This is a genomic window from Pseudorhodoplanes sp., from assembly GCA_032027085.1.
Lineage (GTDB): Bacteria > Pseudomonadota > Alphaproteobacteria > Rhizobiales > Xanthobacteraceae > Pseudorhodoplanes.
The window spans coordinates 2,087,867-2,105,521 of the sequence record JAVSMS010000001.1 but is presented as its reverse complement, the minus strand read 5'-3'; the positions used below and the strand labels follow the sequence as shown (position 1 = coordinate 2,105,521).

14 protein-coding genes are annotated in these 17,655 nt (G+C 56.1%); 6 read left to right on the top strand and 8 right to left on the bottom strand.

The features are described from left to right. Positions 1–27: 27 nt before the first annotated feature. From RO009_10260 to RO009_10250, 3 genes are read right to left on the bottom strand one after another with little or no spacing between them, the layout of a single operon-like run. Positions 28–774 (bottom strand): FkbM family methyltransferase, encoded by a 747-nt coding sequence (locus tag RO009_10260; GenBank protein MDT3685411.1) that lies wholly within the window; start codon positions 772–774, stop codon positions 28–30. Continuing rightward, entirely contained in the window at positions 765–3,059 is a 2,295-nt protein-coding gene (locus tag RO009_10255) for a VCBS repeat-containing protein (protein ID MDT3685410.1), read from the bottom strand. The genes RO009_10260 and RO009_10255 overlap by 10 nt, the downstream gene beginning before the upstream one ends. Then, positions 3,043–3,840, bottom strand: coding sequence for a PIG-L deacetylase family protein (locus RO009_10250; protein ID MDT3685409.1), 798 nt, complete (start codon positions 3,838–3,840; stop codon positions 3,043–3,045). The genes RO009_10255 and RO009_10250 overlap by 17 nt, the downstream gene beginning before the upstream one ends. 115 nt (positions 3,841–3,955) lie before the next feature. On the opposite strand from RO009_10250, the gene rfbF reads away from it, so the two are divergent. From rfbF to RO009_10225, 5 genes are all read left to right on the top strand, one after another. Further along, entirely contained in the window at positions 3,956–4,726 is a 771-nt protein-coding gene (gene rfbF / locus RO009_10245; GenBank protein ID MDT3685408.1) for a glucose-1-phosphate cytidylyltransferase, read from the top strand. A 3-nt stretch (positions 4,727–4,729) separates the two neighbouring features. Continuing rightward, positions 4,730–5,779 carry an SDR family oxidoreductase gene (locus tag RO009_10240; protein MDT3685407.1) on the top strand — a complete coding sequence of 350 codons (1,050 nt, stop codon included), beginning with the start codon at positions 4,730–4,732 and terminating at the stop codon, positions 5,777–5,779. Between the two features lie 51 nt (positions 5,780–5,830). After that, on the top strand, positions 5,831–7,054 hold the full coding sequence (locus RO009_10235; protein ID MDT3685406.1) for a class I SAM-dependent methyltransferase: 1,224 nt from the start codon (positions 5,831–5,833) through the stop codon (positions 7,052–7,054). A 155-nt stretch (positions 7,055–7,209) separates the two neighbouring features. Beyond that, positions 7,210–8,226, top strand: coding sequence for a class I SAM-dependent methyltransferase (locus RO009_10230; protein ID MDT3685405.1), 1,017 nt, complete (start codon positions 7,210–7,212; stop codon positions 8,224–8,226). Positions 8,227–8,236: 10 nt separating this feature from the next. Next, positions 8,237–10,345: a DNA-binding protein gene (locus RO009_10225; GenBank protein MDT3685404.1), complete on the top strand. Its 2,109-nt coding sequence runs from the start codon at positions 8,237–8,239 to the stop codon at positions 10,343–10,345. Positions 10,346–10,422: 77 nt separating this feature from the next. Here RO009_10225 and RO009_10220 read toward each other — a convergent pair whose 3' ends face one another. Genes RO009_10220 through RO009_10205 form a run of 4 tightly spaced genes read right to left on the bottom strand, consistent with a single transcriptional unit; the run spans position 10,423 to position 14,782 of the window. After that, the gene (locus tag RO009_10220) at positions 10,423–11,658 is read right to left on the bottom strand and encodes a class I SAM-dependent methyltransferase (GenBank protein MDT3685403.1); all 1,236 of its coding nucleotides are present in this window, start codon (positions 11,656–11,658) and stop codon (positions 10,423–10,425) included. A 60-nt stretch (positions 11,659–11,718) separates the two neighbouring features. Continuing rightward, positions 11,719–12,504 (bottom strand): class I SAM-dependent methyltransferase, encoded by a 786-nt coding sequence (locus RO009_10215; GenBank protein MDT3685402.1) that lies wholly within the window; start codon positions 12,502–12,504, stop codon positions 11,719–11,721. 3 nt (positions 12,505–12,507) lie between these two features. After that, positions 12,508–13,443, bottom strand: a complete 936-nt coding sequence (locus RO009_10210; protein MDT3685401.1) for a glycosyltransferase family 2 protein — start codon at positions 13,441–13,443, stop codon at positions 12,508–12,510. Between the two features lie 4 nt (positions 13,444–13,447). Further along, entirely contained in the window at positions 13,448–14,782 is a 1,335-nt protein-coding gene (locus RO009_10205; GenBank protein ID MDT3685400.1) for a glycosyltransferase family 1 protein, read from the bottom strand. A gap of 272 nt (positions 14,783–15,054) precedes the next feature. On the opposite strand from RO009_10205, the gene RO009_10200 reads away from it, so the two are divergent. Further along, the gene (locus RO009_10200; GenBank protein ID MDT3685399.1) at positions 15,055–16,209 is read left to right on the top strand and encodes a glycosyltransferase family 1 protein; all 1,155 of its coding nucleotides are present in this window, start codon (positions 15,055–15,057) and stop codon (positions 16,207–16,209) included. Between the two features lie 34 nt (positions 16,210–16,243). Here the strand turns inward: RO009_10200 and RO009_10195 are convergent, their stop codons facing one another. After that, complete coding sequence (locus tag RO009_10195) at positions 16,244–17,395, bottom strand: glycosyltransferase (GenBank protein MDT3685398.1); 1,152 nt, start codon at positions 17,393–17,395, stop codon at positions 16,244–16,246. Positions 17,396–17,655 lie beyond the last annotated feature (260 nt).

The window sequence follows — 17,655 nt, the reverse complement described above, 5'->3', positions numbered from 1 at the left end:
TGCCTGCGGCGATGCAAAGACGCTTCCTCACATGGGACGTGCGAAGACGTGTTCGACATACCAGTCTTCATCAGGGTAACAGGCCGGCAATGGCGCCAGCGTGTAACCCGCCTTTGTCATGAATGCCGCAATATTGCGGGCTTTGCGAGCGAGCCCTTCTCTCGTTGCATCGTCGACCTCGTAGATGACCTTCGGCCGATATCTGCGCATAATTTCCGTCATACCGTGAAGGACATCGATCTCGGCGCCTTCGACGTCGATCTTGACCAGCGATGGCGGTCGCAACCCCCGCCGGGCTACGGCATCGTCCAGTGTCACGACGTCGACTTGCATGCGGCCGCGTGTATCCGGCGGCGCACCTACGGAAGCGAGTGCAGCGCCGCCAATATGATGCGCAAGCAGAAGTTCGGCGCGCCCGGTTGTTGCTCCGACGGCTTCGGAGTAAACCTTGATCATAGCAAGACCGTTGAGCTGTGCACTTCGCCGGATCGCGACTACGTTGCGCGGAACGGGTTCGAAAGCGTAAACGTACCCCTCAGTGCCTACCCGGCGCGCGGCGATGAGTGAGAAAAATCCAATATTGGCGCCCACATCGAAAAAGACATCGCCCGCGGACAGGCCGGAAATAACTGCTTCCTGCATGGGCTGTTCATAAATTCCACGCGCAAAATTCGGATCAGCGCCCCTTGCGACCAGCTTCAGGCCGGCGCCTCTCCCTTCGGCGACAACATATGTTTCTGAAAATATGCCGCGGAGCTTCGCGATCAATTCCATGTGGACCACTCCCTGACGGCACCATTGCGCCAAACGTGGATCGCGTCAGGCGCATCCCACGCGATCGAGACCACATCGAGATATCCGTCACCATCGAGATCGAATACGCCAGCGCCGAGATGACTTTCTCTTCCCTCGTCGATCATCTGCTCGATGAAGCGTCCGCCACCAAGATTATTCCAGATCGACAGGCGCAGCGCACCGCGATGTTCTCCCATGACGAGATCTGGTCTGCCGTCACCGTTGAGATCGGCCACAGAAAGACTGTTGAGCGAGCCGCGTGAGGTGATCTCGTGCCGTTTCCAATCAAGCGATCCGTCACCGGGATTGCGCCACCAATAGGCCTTCGCGCCATCGACTTTGCCGTTCTCCTCGCTGACGACGATGTCGGGATGTCCATCGCCGTCGAGATCGGCAGCCGCAACACGATCCGGGAAAACCATCTCGCGAACTGTCCCGACATTCCGCCGTTCCCAATCGGCCGAGCCATCACCAGGATTGCGCCACCAAGCGACGCCTTTCGTCTCGCCCGTGGTGGCAACAAGATCGAGCAGACCGTCGCCGTCGATGTCGGCGAAGGCAAACCCTTCGTCGGAGGCCTCGGCGCAGATGCGTGTGCGCGACCACGGTCCCGATTCCGGATTTTCCGGAATTTGAAAATAGAATACGCCACCTCCGCTGGATACGACGATCTCCGCCCGCCCACCGGTCGCGATTTGTGCCAGTGCGTGGCCTTGAGAGCCAAGTTCGTGGCTGGCGGCAGGAACCTCGCCTATGCGGTGCTCCTGAAAGATGCGTGTATCGGAATCCACTGCCTTGAGCCACACAACCTGCAGCGCCTTACCACTGCCACGCTGTGCAATGATCTCCGCGCGGCCATCTTCGTCGAAGTCGAGCGCTGCTATCGCGTCCAGGCCATCTCCAAGGCGGACCTGCTCCCAAGCTTTGGTCCAGGGATCGACAGGCTGGCGATACCAGAATGGACCCGAAATGATGTCGGTCCTCCCATCGCCATTCACATCAGCAAAGGCGAGATTGAACGAGCGAACATGTTTGTCAGTGACCCGGTGATAGCTCCAGCGATCGAGACGGCGAATTGAAGCAGGCGGATCGAGGCGATTGATCCAGACTCTCAGCGGCGGATTGCCCGCCCAATTCGAACCGAAAATATCGAAGTCGCCATCGCCGTCGATATCGGCGACGACGCCATTGTGCAGCCCCGTATTGTCAATGACCTGCCGCGCCCAGCGCGTTCCACGACCGTCAATATTGTAATGGATGGCTAGCGCCCGCTCCTTGGTCGTGTGCATCTGTCCCACCACGACGTCTATGTCGCCATCTCCATCCATATCGGCCGCCTGCAGCGTATGAGCGCCGCTGACCGCAGGCTGAATGACATGACGGGTCCACCGCCGCGTCGGCCCCTCATCCGCGCGGAACCAGGCAACATCCGCCGTGTGTTCAGAACTCGAAGTGAGAATATCGGGCCGGCCGTCCTGGTCCAGGTCAACGACAAGCGCCTTAAAGGCGGGACTGAAAACACCGACAGGATAAGCCCGCCACCGAGCGGGATCACGCGCCGCCGCGCCTCCCGGGTTCTTCGCCCAAATGCCGCGCAGGACTAAATCAACGTGCCCGTCTCCATCAATGTCGCCGCTTGCCATGCCCTCCTCTCCCAAATCGAAACCGCGCAGAAGCGTTCGGTTCCAGACCCCGGGACGGTCGTGAAAGAAGATCATCAGTTCTCTGGCCGATCGGGCCGCCATATCGATGCGGCCGTCACCATCGAAATCGGCTGCTTCGATGTCCTTAACCCAGTCTCCGACGGCACCAATCTCATGACGCTTCCATTGAGTGCCGTCGGCCGGATCGCCATGTGGGCGTGGGTTCTCGAACCAAACGAGATTGATCCCCTTAGGACCATCAGCCGTGATGATGTCGAGGTCGTCGTCGCCATCGGCGTCGGCCAGCACCCCGTCAGTCGTGAACTCGACGCGGGCAGCTGCAATCATCGTGCGACGCAGATCTGGCCAGCGCCACCAGGATAAGGGATCTTGCGGGTAGCCTCCGAGGACAAGATCCAATTGTCCGTCCCCATCCAGGTCGCCGACAAGCTTTACATCTCCGGATTGGTTGGCAATCTCTTTGCGATCAAAAATGAGACCCGCTGCAAGACGTTGTTCGAACTGTCCATAGCTCCGATCGATACTGACGGCTGCAGCGATTGTGGCTGCGACCACAAACACGGCTGCGGCAATCCCGAAATCACTATGTATTGACTTCATAGCGTGTAAACACTTCGTAGTCTGACAGCAATCGCGCAACAAAATCACCGCCCGACAGATCCGGAAGCGTCAGCCAATTGTCTTGATCCTCCGGTCGTTTCATCTGGGACATATGTGCGGCCAAAGCAGCGCGCTTCACGTCGATTACGTCGCCCACATAGGCTAATGTGTCGAGTGTAGACAACGCACGCAACCCCGCCGCCGTCTTGAGCGTCTGTCGCAGGGTGGTCCGCCACATGCCGGGCAAATCACCGCCTATCCGTATCCAGGGCCAATGGTACCAATACCAGATAGGATACTCGAACACCGTAACAGGCAGGCCATGTGCGCGAAGCGCCGCAAGCACGCTTGAATTGACAGCTACATGGTCGGGCGGCGGCTCCTTCGCGTGGGTCACGAACACACTCTGTGGTCGCCACGCATTGAGCAGAGACACAATCGCACCCGTTATCTCATTAAGATGTTTTAGGGCGGACCCATCTGGAAAACGCAGGAAGGTAACACAATCAGATGAGGCGCCCAAACGGCGAACTGCTTCTATGGCTTCCGCCTCGCGGATCGCACGCAACGCTCCGGGATTTATACGACCAGGGTGAGACGCTGCGCCATCAGTAACAAAGACAAATCTGATCCGCGCACCCGAATTGATCTTCTTGTTTGCAACGCCCCCGCAACCAAGAGTCTCGTCGTCCGGATGTGGCGCGAAAATGATGGCCGACTCTGCCCAATCGTCTACCTCCAAAGACTTAAATCGGTGCCGCATACAGCTATCGAGCATCATGCAAATGGCTCGTCTGGCGTCATACATGGGTGCGTTTCCATCATCCGTTCTCTTGCGTCGTCCAAGCTAACCACACGTGCTAACTACAATCACGTGTGTTGGTGGAGAAGACCTCATGAAGGTCGGTATTCTCGCCGGCGGATTTGGGACCCGGCTGGCGGAGGAAACTGAGATACGTCCCAAACCAATGGTCGAGATCGGTTCCATGCCGATCCTTTGGCACATCATGATGCACTATTACCGTTACGGTCATCATGAATTCGCTATCGCGCTCGGGTACAAGGGTGAGTACATCAAGCGTTGGTTCAAAGATTATGGTGACTTGAACGGCAGCATGACAGTCCGACTCGCAACGGGCGATGTGAAGCACCACTCCAACTCCGTTCCCGATTGGTCCGTCGATCTCATCGAAACAGGACTGAGCACGCTCACAGGCGGCCGCATTAAGCGGCTGCTAGATTGGATGGGCAACGGCACCTTTATGCTTACGTGGGGAGATGGAGTGTCTGATGTAGATCTAGACAAGCTAGTCGCGTTCCATCGATCTCACGGCAAGCTAGCCACTATGACGGCAGTGCGCCCACCCGCACGCTATGGCCATATCGAATTCGACGGCGATCTGGTGGCCGACTTTACTGAAAAGCCGCAGGCCTCCGAGGGATGGATCAATGGCGCCTTTTTTGTCCTAGAGCCCGGCATCAGGGATTACATCGACGGTGATGATGTCATGTTCGAACACGCACCGATGAGGCGCCTCGCCGCCGACCGACAACTCGCGGCGTATCGTCACGACTCTTTCTGGCAATGCATGGACACAATACGGGAGAAACACCTCCTGCAAAAGCTTTGGGATAGCGAACGGCCGCCTTGGAAAACATGGAGTTGAGCAATGAAGGTCTTGCTAACCGGACATCGCGGCTATATCGGCTCCGTGCTCGCGCCTATGCTGCTGGAGCGCGGCCATGATGTCTGGGGATTTGACAGCGATATCTTCCGCGCTTGCACATTCATCGGGACTCTCGTCGAAATACCGACGATTGAGAAGGATATCCGCGACGCAGTTATCGATGAGGTGTCGGGATTTGACGCGATCATCCACCTCGCGGGACTTTCTAACGATCCCCTCGGCGACTACCGGCTCGAACTCACCGACGAAATTAACTTCAGGGCATCCGTAAACCTCGCACGGCTTGCAAAACAGGCTGGCGTTTTACGATTTCTCTATGCTTCATCGTGCAGCAACTACGGAGCGTCCGGCGAGGATTTCATCGCCGAAAATGCGACTTTCAACCCTGTTACACCCTACGGGCTTTCAAAGGTAAACGTTGAGCGTGCCATAGCGCCAATGGCGGATGAGAGGTTCAGTCCTACTTTCCTGCGCGCTTCTACTGCATACGGCTTATCGCCGCGCCTTCGATTCGACCTGGTCGTGAATAACTTGACCGCTTGGGCGTTTACAACCGGACAGGTGTACCTTAAGAGCGACGGCTTGCCATGGCGGCCGATCGTGCATGTCGAGGACATCGCACGAGCCTATATTGCCGCTCTCGAAGCCGATCGTGACCTCGTCCACAACGAAGCATTCAATGTCGGCCTGACAACTGAGAACTATCAGATCAGGGAACTGGCAGAAATCGTCAAGACGGTCGTGCCGAACAGCCGGATCGAATACGCTGCCACGGCGGGTCCAGACACACGATGCTATCGCGTTGACTGCAACTACATCGGCCGTCGTCTGCACGCTTTCAAGCCGCAGTGGACGGCTCGACGAGGCGTGGAGCAGCTTTACGAAAGCTTCTGCACCGTCGGGCTTACGCTTGATGATTTCGAAGGAGAGCGCTTCAAGCGCATCGCCCATGTGAAGAAGCTTATTCACGACCGCGAAGTGGACGCGGATTTGCGTCGTATCGCCTCGCCGGCCGAAGTGATTGCGGCTTGAAGGCAGTAGAAAGGAATATAACGCGCTATGGCACGTTGCGAACCGAATTCCGTGACAGAGCGCACCTGTCGGTCGTGCGGCGGGAACCGGATCGAAACGTTTCTCGAGCTTGGCGAGACACCACTGGCTGACCGTCTTCTGACCGATGCAGACCTTGAAAGACCCGAACTCGTCTTTCCGCTCCGCGTCGCATTCTGCCAAGACTGCAGCCTTGCGCAGATAACCGAGACGGTGAGCCCACAAATTCTATTTGCAGATGCATATCCGTACTATTCGTCCTTCTCACCGGCGCTTCTTAAACATTCGCGTGAAAACGCGCTCGATCTTATTGGGCGCCGAAACCTGGGTCCGAATAGTTTCGTTATCGAGCTGGCGAGCAACGACGGCTACCTGCTGAAAAACTACATCGAAGCGGAAATTCCCGTGCTTGGGATTGATCCCGCCGACGGTCCCGCTGCCGCGGCGGAGAGGATGGGAGTTCCCACGCGCTGCGCCTTTTTCACCCGCGAGCTTGCCGATACTCTTCATTCAGAGGGTATACGGGCCGATGTCATCCATGCCAACAATGTGCTTGCTCACGTCGCTGATACCAACGGCTTTGTAGGGGGGATCGCGCGACTTCTCACGGACAATGGTGTAGCGGTCATCGAGGTCCCCTATGTCGAACAGCTGATCGATCACTGCGAGTTCGACACGATCTACCACGAACATCTTTGTTACTTTTCAGTCTCCGCGCTCGATCGACTGTTTCGCCACCACGGGCTTTATCTCAACGAGGTCAAGCACCTTTCGATTCACGGCGGTTCATTGCGCCTCTACGTGGAGCCGCAAGAGCGAGTGGGGGCAAGCGTGAAACAGCAGCTTGCGCACGAATCTGCGCGTGGGATCAATTCAATTGCCTACTTCCGCGATTTCTCCGCCAAAGTCGAGAAGCTGAAGCGCGATCTGTCGGCGCTTCTGCATCGGCTAAAGCGCGAAGGCGCTTCGATCGCCGCCTATGGCGCAGCTGCCAAGGGCGCTACGCTGATCAATACGTCCCGCATCGGACGCGACCTCATCGACTTTGTCGTTGATCGCAATATCCATAAACACGGCAGATACATGCCGGGCCAGCACGTCCCCATCCGCTCGGCAGAGTCCCTTCTTGAAATTCAACCGGACTACGTGTTGATGCTCGCCTGGAATTTTGCCGAAGAAATACTCGAGCAACAACGCGAATATCGCGCGCGCGGCGGTAAGTTCATTATCCCGGTCCCCGCACCACTTGTCGTCTGATGGAAGCGCCTCCTCCAGAGCGCACGGACTGCCCCGTATGCCAAGGGCACAGTCTGCTGTCGTCAGTTGCCTTTGAGGCGTTGCCCGTTCTGTGCAATTCGCTTCACCTGGATGCGGGGTCGGCACGCTCGGCGCGGACCGCACGATTTGCAACCATGCATTGCCGCGAATGTACACATGTTTTCAATGCTGCATTTGATGAAGACCAAATTGACTACACGCAAGGTTATGAGACATCGCTGCACTTCTCCCAGCGCTTTACGGTTTTTGCTGACGCGCTGGCGGCACGGCTGAGCAAGACTTATTCACTTGCCGGCAAGACGGTGGTCGACATTGGTTGCGGCAAAGGTGATTTCCTCACGAAACTGTGCGTGATGAGCGGAGCCAAGGGGCTCGGTTTCGACAAGAGCTTTGAGAAGAGCCGGAATAAATCGGTGCCCGGCATCCGCTTCGTCAATGACTGGTTCTCCAACACCTATGCAGACGTGCGGCCAGATCTCGTACTATGCCGGCATGTCCTCGAACACATAGCTGAGCCGGTCGCGTTTCTGCGCACGCTTCGCACTCATCCCGGTGTCGGCCCTGCGACGGTATTCTACTTTGAAGTTCCCAATGCTCTTTACACGCTGCGCGATATGGGTATCTGGGATATCATCTACGAGCATATCTCGTATTTCACCCCAGCTTCATTATGCACAGCATTCAATGTGGCGGGATTCGAAGTGCTCGACGTCGGCGCGTTGTTCGGCGACCAATACCTCTACATAGAAGCGAAACCCGGTCCCGCGCGCCTTCCCGTTCCGCTCTCGAAGAGCAGCGAGATCGAATCGCTCGTTCAGAATTTTGATGAGGTCTATCGCGACAAGATCAAACACTGGCGTGACTATCTCGCAGCGCGCGACCCACACCAAACCGTCGTGTGGGGCGCCGGCTCAAAGGGCGTTACATTTGTTAATGCCGTTCCAGGCGCGAATCGAATCAGTGCGCTTATAGACGTAAACCCGCACAAACAGGGCCGCTTTGTGCCGGGAACTGGCGCGCCGGTTCTGCCTCCCGACGCATTGCGGGAACGGCGGCTCCAATCGATCATCGTTATGAACCCGCTCTATCGCGACGAAATTGCCAGTACGGCGGCGGCGCTCGGCCTTACGCCCGAAATCGTTATTGCCTAAAGGTGCAAGGATGACGGCGCCGTTGAAAATTGCTGCGGCTGGAGCGCCGCTCAAGCATCCGAAGCCGCTCATCGTGGACATGTTTTCAGACGACCGTCCGGCCGGTACAGTCATCGGCACGGCTGAAATCCCCGGCGCCGTCAGGCTAGGCTGCGATATCGAGCGCCAAATAGCCATCGATCACGGCGCGCTCCGGTTTCAACCTCTCATCACACCCGGTTGGGGTCGCCAAGGGATCGCTTACGGTCCATTCCCCAGAATGAACGGGCTCACGCTGGCGGTATCAATAACGAACGGTCACAACACATCACAGGGCGGCATCATCCCGGAGCATATCGTCAAGCGGTTCTGGCGGTGGGCGGTGGGCCCTGACGTTGATCCCTTGCCGACACGACTCGCTGCGTGGATACGTGGACCGCGCAAGAAAGGAACATTTCGACGATTTCTCTGGTGGATGCGCAGCACGTCCAGAACTTACAACCTGCCGAATTGCAACGAGAACTTGGCGGTTGGGTGGTTCACGAGCGAAGCCCCGAGTGATCCGCTCGTCGATGGATGCGGGCTCATCATGCACGCCGCCGAAGGTGAAAACGGGGAGCTGTGGGCCCGCGTCGGCAGTCGCTGCCTCAGTGCGTTCCGGCAGGTAAAAAATCTGCAAATTTGCTATGTCGTCGCATTGCGTGAGCGCGGCGCCGTATACTACGCGGCTGCGATCGAGGGCGCACACGCGCTCGCCGGTTTCCCGATGCTGCGTCCGATCGCTATCGATCCGTTCAATATCGATAAGACATTGTATGCGGGAATCCATCAATGTGTGCTCGGTCAGATCGGCTTCCGCGTCGATACGCGGATCCATGGCGTGCACATCGGCCAAATCCCAGAGTTCACACGGCCATTTGGTACGGCGCATGCGGGTGACCCCCTAACGGGACAGGGTGAGCTCAAGGGCGGAGCAATACTGGGCGGAACATGGCATATCCTAGGTGGCCGGATCGCTCGCACTAAAAGGGGAGCAGTGACCGACGGCAACGCACTCGCGATTCTTGACCCTGGAGCCCCATCCGGACTCGTTCACGCAATCCTCGAGACGAACGATGCTCCGACCGCAAACGGGCTTGTCTGGCGCGTTCGTGACAGCGAGAACTTTTGGCTTCTCAAGCTTTCAGACAATGGCTCCTTACTCGTTCGTGTTGAGGATGGCGCTGAGATTCCGGTAGCGCGAGACGAGACCCATGGTCTCGGTCGAAAGACTACGCATTCGGTCCAAATCCTGGATGCGCACAACCAGATCGGCTGTTATCTGGATGGTGAGCGCCTTTTCGACTGCTGGTTCGACGACAAAACGCTCGAAGAAGCGACCGGAGTCGGTCTCTGGTTTGGGGAGAGGAGTGGCGCGCAGATACGCGATTTCGAGGCGCATCCGCGCGAAGCTCCGATGCCGGCAGCCGTGCGCTTTGATCCGCCTTGGAGTCGACAGGGTACACGCACTGCGTACGCCGACGATTTCGCCGGCACGGCGGGCGATCTTGCCGGGCGCAGGCCGCTCCGCGGCGAAGGAATGTGGGAAAAGACGCTGGGCGCCGGCCACATCGATGTCGACGGCCTGGGCAGCGCCCGTGTGCGGGCCACTCTGGAGAAGCCAAATCCTGGCCGTACCTTTTACACTTTACCGTGGAGCCGATCCGACTTCGCCGATCTCGAAGTTACGATTACTCCTCCCGGCAAGTACCGGGGCCAGCAGCATTGCTGCCGGTGTGGTCTCGTCTTTTGGCAGGATAAGAACAATTATCTCTCCTTCACCGCCTATCTGGATGACAACTACAAAGGCTCTTCGATCGCCCTGTTCACGAAACGCCATGGGTTCGAAGAACTTTATGACGCAATCTGGACGATGATCTGGGACAAGATTGATTGGGGTAAGCCATTTTGCCTTAGGATCGCGTTTGACGGAGAGCACTTTATCGTCTTCGTCGACGGCGAGCCGATCATGCAGCGCAGCCTGACCGATCTCTATCCGGACGATCCGCCATTGCGGGTCATGCGCGTCGGACTTGCCATCAATTGGGAATGGGGAAACGACACCGGTTCGAAATTTGAAGCTTTCACAGCCCGTTGGTAAGAGCTGCCCGACTTCCACAAGTCGTGCAGAGAGGCATTCAGATTGGAATGTCGTGAGGTGAGCTACGCACGCACAATCTACATCAGCGGCTGTACTGCGACGATTTCAGGTTCCAGATCCAATGCTTTCAGACACATAGCAATTTCATTCACATAGATCGGATTCATCACCAGAACCACGTCCGGTGGCTCAACGACGAGCGCCTTCGGCGCAACGACGGCATGCCCGCTGCCAGGTACAAATTTTCCCTGCTTGTAAGGATTGATATCAACAACTGCTGCCACCTCCTCGGTGAGTCCGAGAGTGGTAAGAAAGGAAACGCCTTTCGAGCTGCCACCCCAAAGCACGACACGACGGCCACTCGACCAGGCCGAACGCACGTATTCGCGCCAGCTATTCAAAGACTCGCCGACCCGCGCGGGAAAGGCTGCCGCCAACGCATGCATCTCCTGAAGGTCTTGCTCCAGCAACAAATGCGGTTGCGTGGGTTTGGGGGCCGGTTTCGCGTATTGAACGATGTATTGCTGATCATAGACGAGTTCGAGATCCGTAACGTCGAATCCTTCCTTTCGAAAAAGACGTGCGTGAGCGCCTGGGCTGAAATAGGAGCAATGCTCGTAATAGATGTCCCAGAAGGCGCCCTCATCAAGCACCCGTTTGGCATCTGGCGTTTCAAATACGATCCAAGTATCGCTACGGATGCTCCTCATCTCGCGAATTAGCCGGATAAACTCGGCAGCAGGAGCAATGTGTTCCAGGGTATGACGGCAGAGGATAACGTCTGCGCTGAGATGCCTGTATTTCGGCCCAAAAAGGTCGACGATAAAGTCAACGCTATCGTCCTTATTACTGCGCCCCTCATCCGCTCGGTAAGCCGGATCGATGCCAAGCCCAGTGGCCCCACTTCCCTCGCACATTTCCCGCAGGAACTCTCCCTTTCCGCAACCTATCTCAAGCACATGTTTGTTCGCAATTTCGCATCTTCGCGCAATGTCACGAGAGAGACGTTTGGCAAAGGCACCGAATGTATCTGAAAAATGCTGAGACTCCTCGAAATTGGTCGAGTACTTCATTACGGCTTCGTCGAAGATACAATTGAATACGAAGCTGCAGGTCTCACAATAGGCGAGCTTCAGATCGCGCCGAGGAAACGCGTAGGCTTCTTCGCGCGAATTCAATAAGATACAACTGTGCACGGGAACAGACGGCGCATCGTAGAGCGTCCGCGTGGCACGCCCACCACAGCAAGGACAATGTACCGGGCGGGTCATCATCTCCTGTTTATGCGCAACTCTCAGATCAGCTGTGCTCATTGTCGCACCAGATCAAATGGAAGACAGCTCGATGGCTTTGTCACGCCCATGATGTCTCTCTCAGCGACCGTCGCCCTCTATATTTGGGGACGCGGCGAGTATGTAGTTGTGGTACAGGGTAGAGGGACCGTGGCGGCCGTAATAAAGAGCGATCAACAAACGCTCCAGAGCACGCCGAAATACATGAGCTGGACCCGCCAGCATCCGCTCCCTGAAAGTCGCCGGGGCCAACATCGGCTCCCCGAGATAATTTATCTTCCATCCGCCTCGAGCTAAAATCTGACTGACAATTCCGGCGCCAAGGGCAATCCTATGGGTATAATCGCCGTTTTGAAGAGGCAGGCTGAACGGGCTATCCCCATTCGGAAACCTCGCAACAAACAGCCCTGTATCGGGCTTGACCAACCGTTGCATCTTCCGAAGGGCTTCAACAGTTTCCTCAGGAGACAGGTGCTCCAGAACATCAAAAGCAACCGCGAGGTCAAACTTCTTCTCGACTGCGGATTCAAGAACCTGATCGAGACTACGGTAAACGACAAAGCCTCTGTCAGCTGCACGCTTCAATAAATTATCCTGGATCTCGACACCGACGACTTCAGCCCCGCTATCGCGCGCAAAACGCAAAAACATTCCATTTCCAAAGCCCAGTTCGAGAATCCTCCGGCCCTGACAGGACACTCCGTGGCGCGCAAGCTCCATCGCGTAATAGGCCCTTTCACCGAACGAGCATCTCCCGAATTCGGATCCGCTCCATCCCTTCAATTCGGCGTATTCTTGATAGTTCATCGCGCAGCTGCCCGTGATATGCAGCAATGACTCCTCGCTCGTGATCAACTTCCCGCGCATAAGCTATCCCGTTTTTCGCAAAGTCTGTAAGACGGACCAGCCCATCTGTCGCAACCAACCCTGTGCGGAAGGCACTACGAGTCCGATCACTTCCAAGGCGTATCTTGACAACTGAAGTGGTGTGGTCGCCCAGGCAAAAAGAGACGGCAACGTCTTGCTCAGCGGAACAACTTGCCTGTGGCGAACGGCGGTCTCGATCAGCTGCTTCAACAGCTTCCAATGCTCGAGCGCCCGCGTCGATTTTGCATCGGTGTTGTGCCAGAAGACACGAGCTTTTTTGTCGACTATATTGATAGACCGGTTTGCATGTTCTCTGTTGTAGAAAACGACATCCGGAACATGCAAGAATCTTCCAAGCAGCGCCATTTCCGCAATAAGTGCGCGATCGGATCCATAATAGAAGCGGTGCAACGCGCTTTTCTTGAGAGCCTCTCTGCGAAATACGCCAAAAACCTCATAGCATGTTCCGACTTCAGCAATGACTTTCCGAAATCTCCGAGGTGGAGTGTCATCTCCCATATCCGTCATCATCGACCCGACCAAGGGTATGAGACGTCCGTCCTCGTCGATGCTCCGTGTCATGCCGTAAGCGAGCACGGCATCTTGATCCATTTCGAGCGCCCGGACGCAAGCTCCAATGAAATCTGGACTTAGGCAGTCGTCACAAGCGCACCACTTGAAGAACTCTCCTGAACTGAGGTCAAAGCCGCGATTAAAATTCGGACCTGCGCCGAGATTGCGCTCATTGCGGACGTATCTTATGCGGCCATCGGACTGCGCGAATTCCGCGCAAATTCGTCCAGTTCCGTCAGTCGACGCATTATCAGTGATGATGAGTTCGAAATCCTTGTAATCCTGGTCCAGGATAGATCGGATCGCATCCCCAATGAATTTTTCTCCATTGTAAACAGGGAGGGCCAAGGATACACGGGGCAACATCGGATTAACCCTGCCTGCCGCTCAGCACTATTCTTGACTTCTTTGGTCGTATTTTCCGATTCGACCGCCTTGTTGCATCAAGGCGTATCCGGTCGCAATTTCGCATTTGAGAATGTGGAAGAGTTGCTTCGTCGACCTGCGCCATAAGCTGCAGATAGACCTCGGCAATATTGCGCCACGAATAAATGCGCGCACGCGCGTACCCTCTTAGGATCATGCGCCGCCGCAGCCGCTGATCGGTTTGCAGGTCGCGCACGGCCTCGATCCAGCCGGCAGGGTCGTCTGGATCGACCAACAATGCCGCGTTCCCACACACCTCGGGAAGGCACGGCGCGCTCGACGCGACAACCGGGCAGCCGAGCGCCATTGCTTCAATCACCGGCAAGCCAAAACCCTCTATTCGCGACGGAAAGAGAAAGCACAACGCTTTGGACATCATGCTGGCCAGATCATCGTCATCGATGCGCCCAAGCAAACGGAGATTGCGCGGATCCTCCCTTGTGTCGGCACGAAGGGTCTTTTCATTGATATTTCCTGCAATACAGATATCGAGGCCCATTTCATCGAGCGATTGTGCCAATCGCAAAGCCATTTTCGTGTTTTTATATTCTTGATTTTGACCGAGACACAGCACGAACGGGCGAGCGGGTTTTGGTTTAAGATTGGATTTTTCTGGCCGCCAACAGGCGGTGTGATCGCTGCCATTATAGGTCACGACGATCTTTTCCGCCGGCGCCACCCCGAACCGGATCAGATGTTCGCGCGACGAGGTCGAAACAGTCGTAATAAATTTTGCACGCCGGCCAAGGATTGGCAAAACGACGCGATGCACCCAACGGAACAATCTACCGTAACTATTCGGCATTAGCCTCGTGTGTAAATCGTGAATGCACACAATGTGCTTACGGTTGAGCATCGGTGCCAGATTACAGAAACTTAGAAGCCCCCCTGCCACGTGCTGAGGCAATTGCGCTTGAACCCAGACTTGAGGCAATCGCGGGTACTTGAATTCCGGAATGATTCGGATCGGAATCTTCTGCAGGCGCAAAGGCTCGCGCGGTTCATGGGGTGCGAGAAGTTCAATATCGAGTCCCGCCGCGAGCGGATGCTTTTCAGCCACAAGCGCGTCAATGGCCAGCGTGACCTCCCGCGCGTATCGAGCGACACCGTTCGGCTGTAGCGCGACAAAATCTCCGTTGATTGTCCATGCACGACGTTGCGCGTTGACCGCGGGCGTAAGTGATTGTTGGTCGGTCCGACTAAGCTCGGAAGCAAAATCAACAGCCAGAGATGCCCGCTGCAGGAGGGCTGCAACCCCGTAACGTGGCTGTCGTTCCATGCCATCCATCGTCGATCGACCTTGGAGCCCACTTAAACTTATTCGTAAAGGCCGTTTAGGACAGCCGTGCATTCGGCTGATTAAGATCATCTCAACGAGTCGATCCTCGCGCTCGCTGCCACTTGCGATGTAAGGCTCTACCCCGAAAGCCGTAGGCTCTGAAAAGGTCACGACCGCCCATTCACCTTACGTGTCGTTTCCGGTCTCGCGGCGTACGATATTTCGCGAAGAGACACTCCCAGAGCGAGGGCGCGATAGGGTACGAGGACTACGTGACCGCACAAAGATTACGCCCGCGCGAGATGCATATGCGCCGACACTGGAGCATAAACGGTCGCTTCCTTACGCAGTCCCTGACGGGCGTTCAGCGGTATGCGCACGAAATTTTGCATGCGCTGGACGCTCTGCTGAACCAAGGCCACCCGCTCACACGCGATCTGGAAATCGAATTGCTTGTCCCGCCGGGCACGGCCGTACCACCGTTGCACGCGATTCATCACCGTTCTGTCGGTCGCGTGAACGGGCATCTTTGGGAGCAGACCGTTCTTCCTTATCAAACCCGCGGCGCCCTTATCAGCTTGTGCAATACCGGGCCACTCTCGCAACGCAAACATATCGTCTGCATTCACGACCTTAATACCCGAACCTGCCCGCACAGCTATTCGCCACGGTTTCGCGCTGTTTACCGCATATTGCTTCCGCTGCTGGGGCGTTCCGCCACGACCATCGGAACCGTTTCATTTCATTCCGCCAGCGAGCTAATTCGCTATCAAATTTGCGACAGAGAAAAGATCAGGCTAATGCCTAACGGCTACGAACACACACTTCGGTGGACACCCCGACATTCAGAATCAACGCGTGCGGCGGCTGGACGCAATACGATTGTGATCCTGGGCAATCCTGCACCTCATAAGAATATTGCACTCATTATTGGAATTGCGAACAGGTTGGAATCCGCTGGCCTGCGCATTGCGGTGGTCGGTCTCGGTAATTCTCGTGTTTTTAATGCCGGGGCATTTGACCCGGATGCAGACAACATCATGTGGCTCGGCCGGTTATCTGACAATGAACTTGGTGCGCTTCTCCTCGATTCCCTGTGCCTTGCCTTTCCCTCATTTGTCGAAGGCTTTGGCTTGCCTCCCCTCGAGGCAATGGCTCTCGGTTGCCCCGTCGTTGTATCCAACCGCGCCAGCTTGCCGGAAATCTGCGGCAAAGCCGCCCTTTACGCCTCGCCCACAAACGCTGATGACTGGTTTCATCATTTCGTACGTCTACGAGCGGATGAACACCTTCGCGCGGCACTGATCAAAAATGGCCGAGAAAGAGCTCCGCTCTTCAGCTGGCAAAAATCGGCGGAGAAGTATTTAATTGCGATGGCTCGCTTGGACGGCATCGGCGCTCCCGCAGATGACGCGGCGCCAAACTGAGGAAACAACGATCGGGTGGCTCAAAGCGGAGACATCAACTTGGCGAATGCATCGTTTGAACGGCCTCGAATGCCTGTGCTATCTCCCGATTGAACCGTTCGACAGAGAAGCGGGCGGCATTCTGGCAGCAAGCTGACGGCCGAATCTCTCGCCGATGCGATTCAAAATGCTCCACCGCCTGCCGTACTGCATCGATGGTCTGCCGCTGGAAGAGAATGCCAGTTGGACGCTCAGAATTTCCAAGATTCTGAACGATATCACGCGCACCACCTCTGTCAAAAGCGATAAGGGGAGTGCCGCAGGCTTGGGCCTCGGCAAGAGCGATGCCAAAATCTTCGCACCCGGCGAAGATCAGCGCCCTGGCTCTCGCTATCGTCTTCACATATTCCTGCCGTGGTAGGAATCCAGTAAATGTGACGTTTGGGGCGGCCAATGCCAGCAACTCCGCCGATTGTTGTCCTTCCCCGACCACAATCAAACGCCGTGAAGGCATCTCGTTGAAGGCTCGAATGACAAGATCTGTTCTCTTGTATGGAGCCAAAAATGAAGCTGCGACATAGTAGTCATCTTTTTCCGGAACATATTCAAGCTCATCCAGCGCAACGGGCGGATAAACCACCCGCGCGTCACGACCATAAATGCGCCGGATCCGGGCGCGCACGTAGTGAGAATTCGCCAGCATCACGTCGGGTCCGTGGGCAGTCCGCGTGTCCCAAGCCCTGAGACGATGCAACATGTAACGAAACAGCAATCCCTTGGGCCCGAAGCCAAGATGCCCCTGCGAAAGATACGAGAATTGCTCGTCCCATGCATAGCGAATCGGGCTGTGCACATAGCATAAATGCGGTTGATCTGGCCGCGTCAACACGCCCCGTGAAAAAGCCGCAGATGAGGATATGACGACGTCATAGTCGGTCACATCAAATTGCTCGATTAGAAATGGACACAGAAAGAAGAGCGAACGGTAGAACTTAGCAACCATCGGCAAGCGATCCGCGACCGACGTGTGAAAAGCAACGTTTAAAAAATGCTGCTCCTTGATTTCCGAAGTCAGGAAATCAAACAGGGTGAAGACTTCCGGCTCTGGAAACAGTTTACATAGCTGGGCAAGGACACGCTCGCCCCCTCGGAAGGCCGGGCACCAGTCGTGGACAATAGCCACCTTCTTGCTCGTCGCGATGGGCAAGAATGGCGATTTCCGCGGGACCTTTCCAATTCTTGAAACTCGCGGAATCTCCGTCGGGACAACTTGCCGGGCAATCACTTCGCTTTGAGGTAAGCGATGCATTCGTCTCCCATCCGCGTGCCGTTGATAGAACCTTTGCAGTGACGATGCCTTGCTAAACCATTCGCCAGGAGTCGTTTGCAAACAAGGTAGCTAACGGTTCATGTGGGACTGGAAAGCGTGATGCGCGGCCAATTCCGAAGGCGTAGCTCTAAGGCTTT

Excerpts from the sequence above, each read along its gene's own strand:
- RO009_10255 (MDT3685410.1), bottom strand. The coding sequence starts at position 3,059 with ATGAAGTCAATACATAGTGATTTCGGGATTGCCGCAGCCGTGTTTGTG.
- RO009_10230 (MDT3685405.1), top strand. The coding sequence starts at position 7,210 with ATGCATTGCCGCGAATGTACACATGTTTTCAATGCTGCATTTGATGAA.
- RO009_10240 (MDT3685407.1), top strand. The coding sequence starts at position 4,730 with ATGAAGGTCTTGCTAACCGGACATCGCGGCTATATCGGCTCCGTGCTC.
- RO009_10250 (MDT3685409.1), bottom strand. The coding sequence starts at position 3,840 with ATGATGCTCGATAGCTGTATGCGGCACCGATTTAAGTCTTTGGAGGTA.
- rfbF (MDT3685408.1), top strand. The coding sequence starts at position 3,956 with ATGAAGGTCGGTATTCTCGCCGGCGGATTTGGGACCCGGCTGGCGGAG.
- RO009_10215 (MDT3685402.1), bottom strand. The coding sequence starts at position 12,504 with ATGCGCGGGAAGTTGATCACGAGCGAGGAGTCATTGCTGCATATCACG.
- RO009_10210 (MDT3685401.1), bottom strand. The coding sequence starts at position 13,443 with ATGTTGCCCCGTGTATCCTTGGCCCTCCCTGTTTACAATGGAGAAAAA.
- RO009_10220 (MDT3685403.1), bottom strand. The coding sequence starts at position 11,658 with ATGAGCACAGCTGATCTGAGAGTTGCGCATAAACAGGAGATGATGACC.
- RO009_10225 (MDT3685404.1), top strand. The coding sequence starts at position 8,237 with ATGACGGCGCCGTTGAAAATTGCTGCGGCTGGAGCGCCGCTCAAGCAT.
- RO009_10205 (MDT3685400.1), bottom strand. The coding sequence starts at position 14,782 with ATGGAACGACAGCCACGTTACGGGGTTGCAGCCCTCCTGCAGCGGGCA.
- RO009_10260 (MDT3685411.1), bottom strand. The coding sequence starts at position 774 with ATGGAATTGATCGCGAAGCTCCGCGGCATATTTTCAGAAACATATGTT.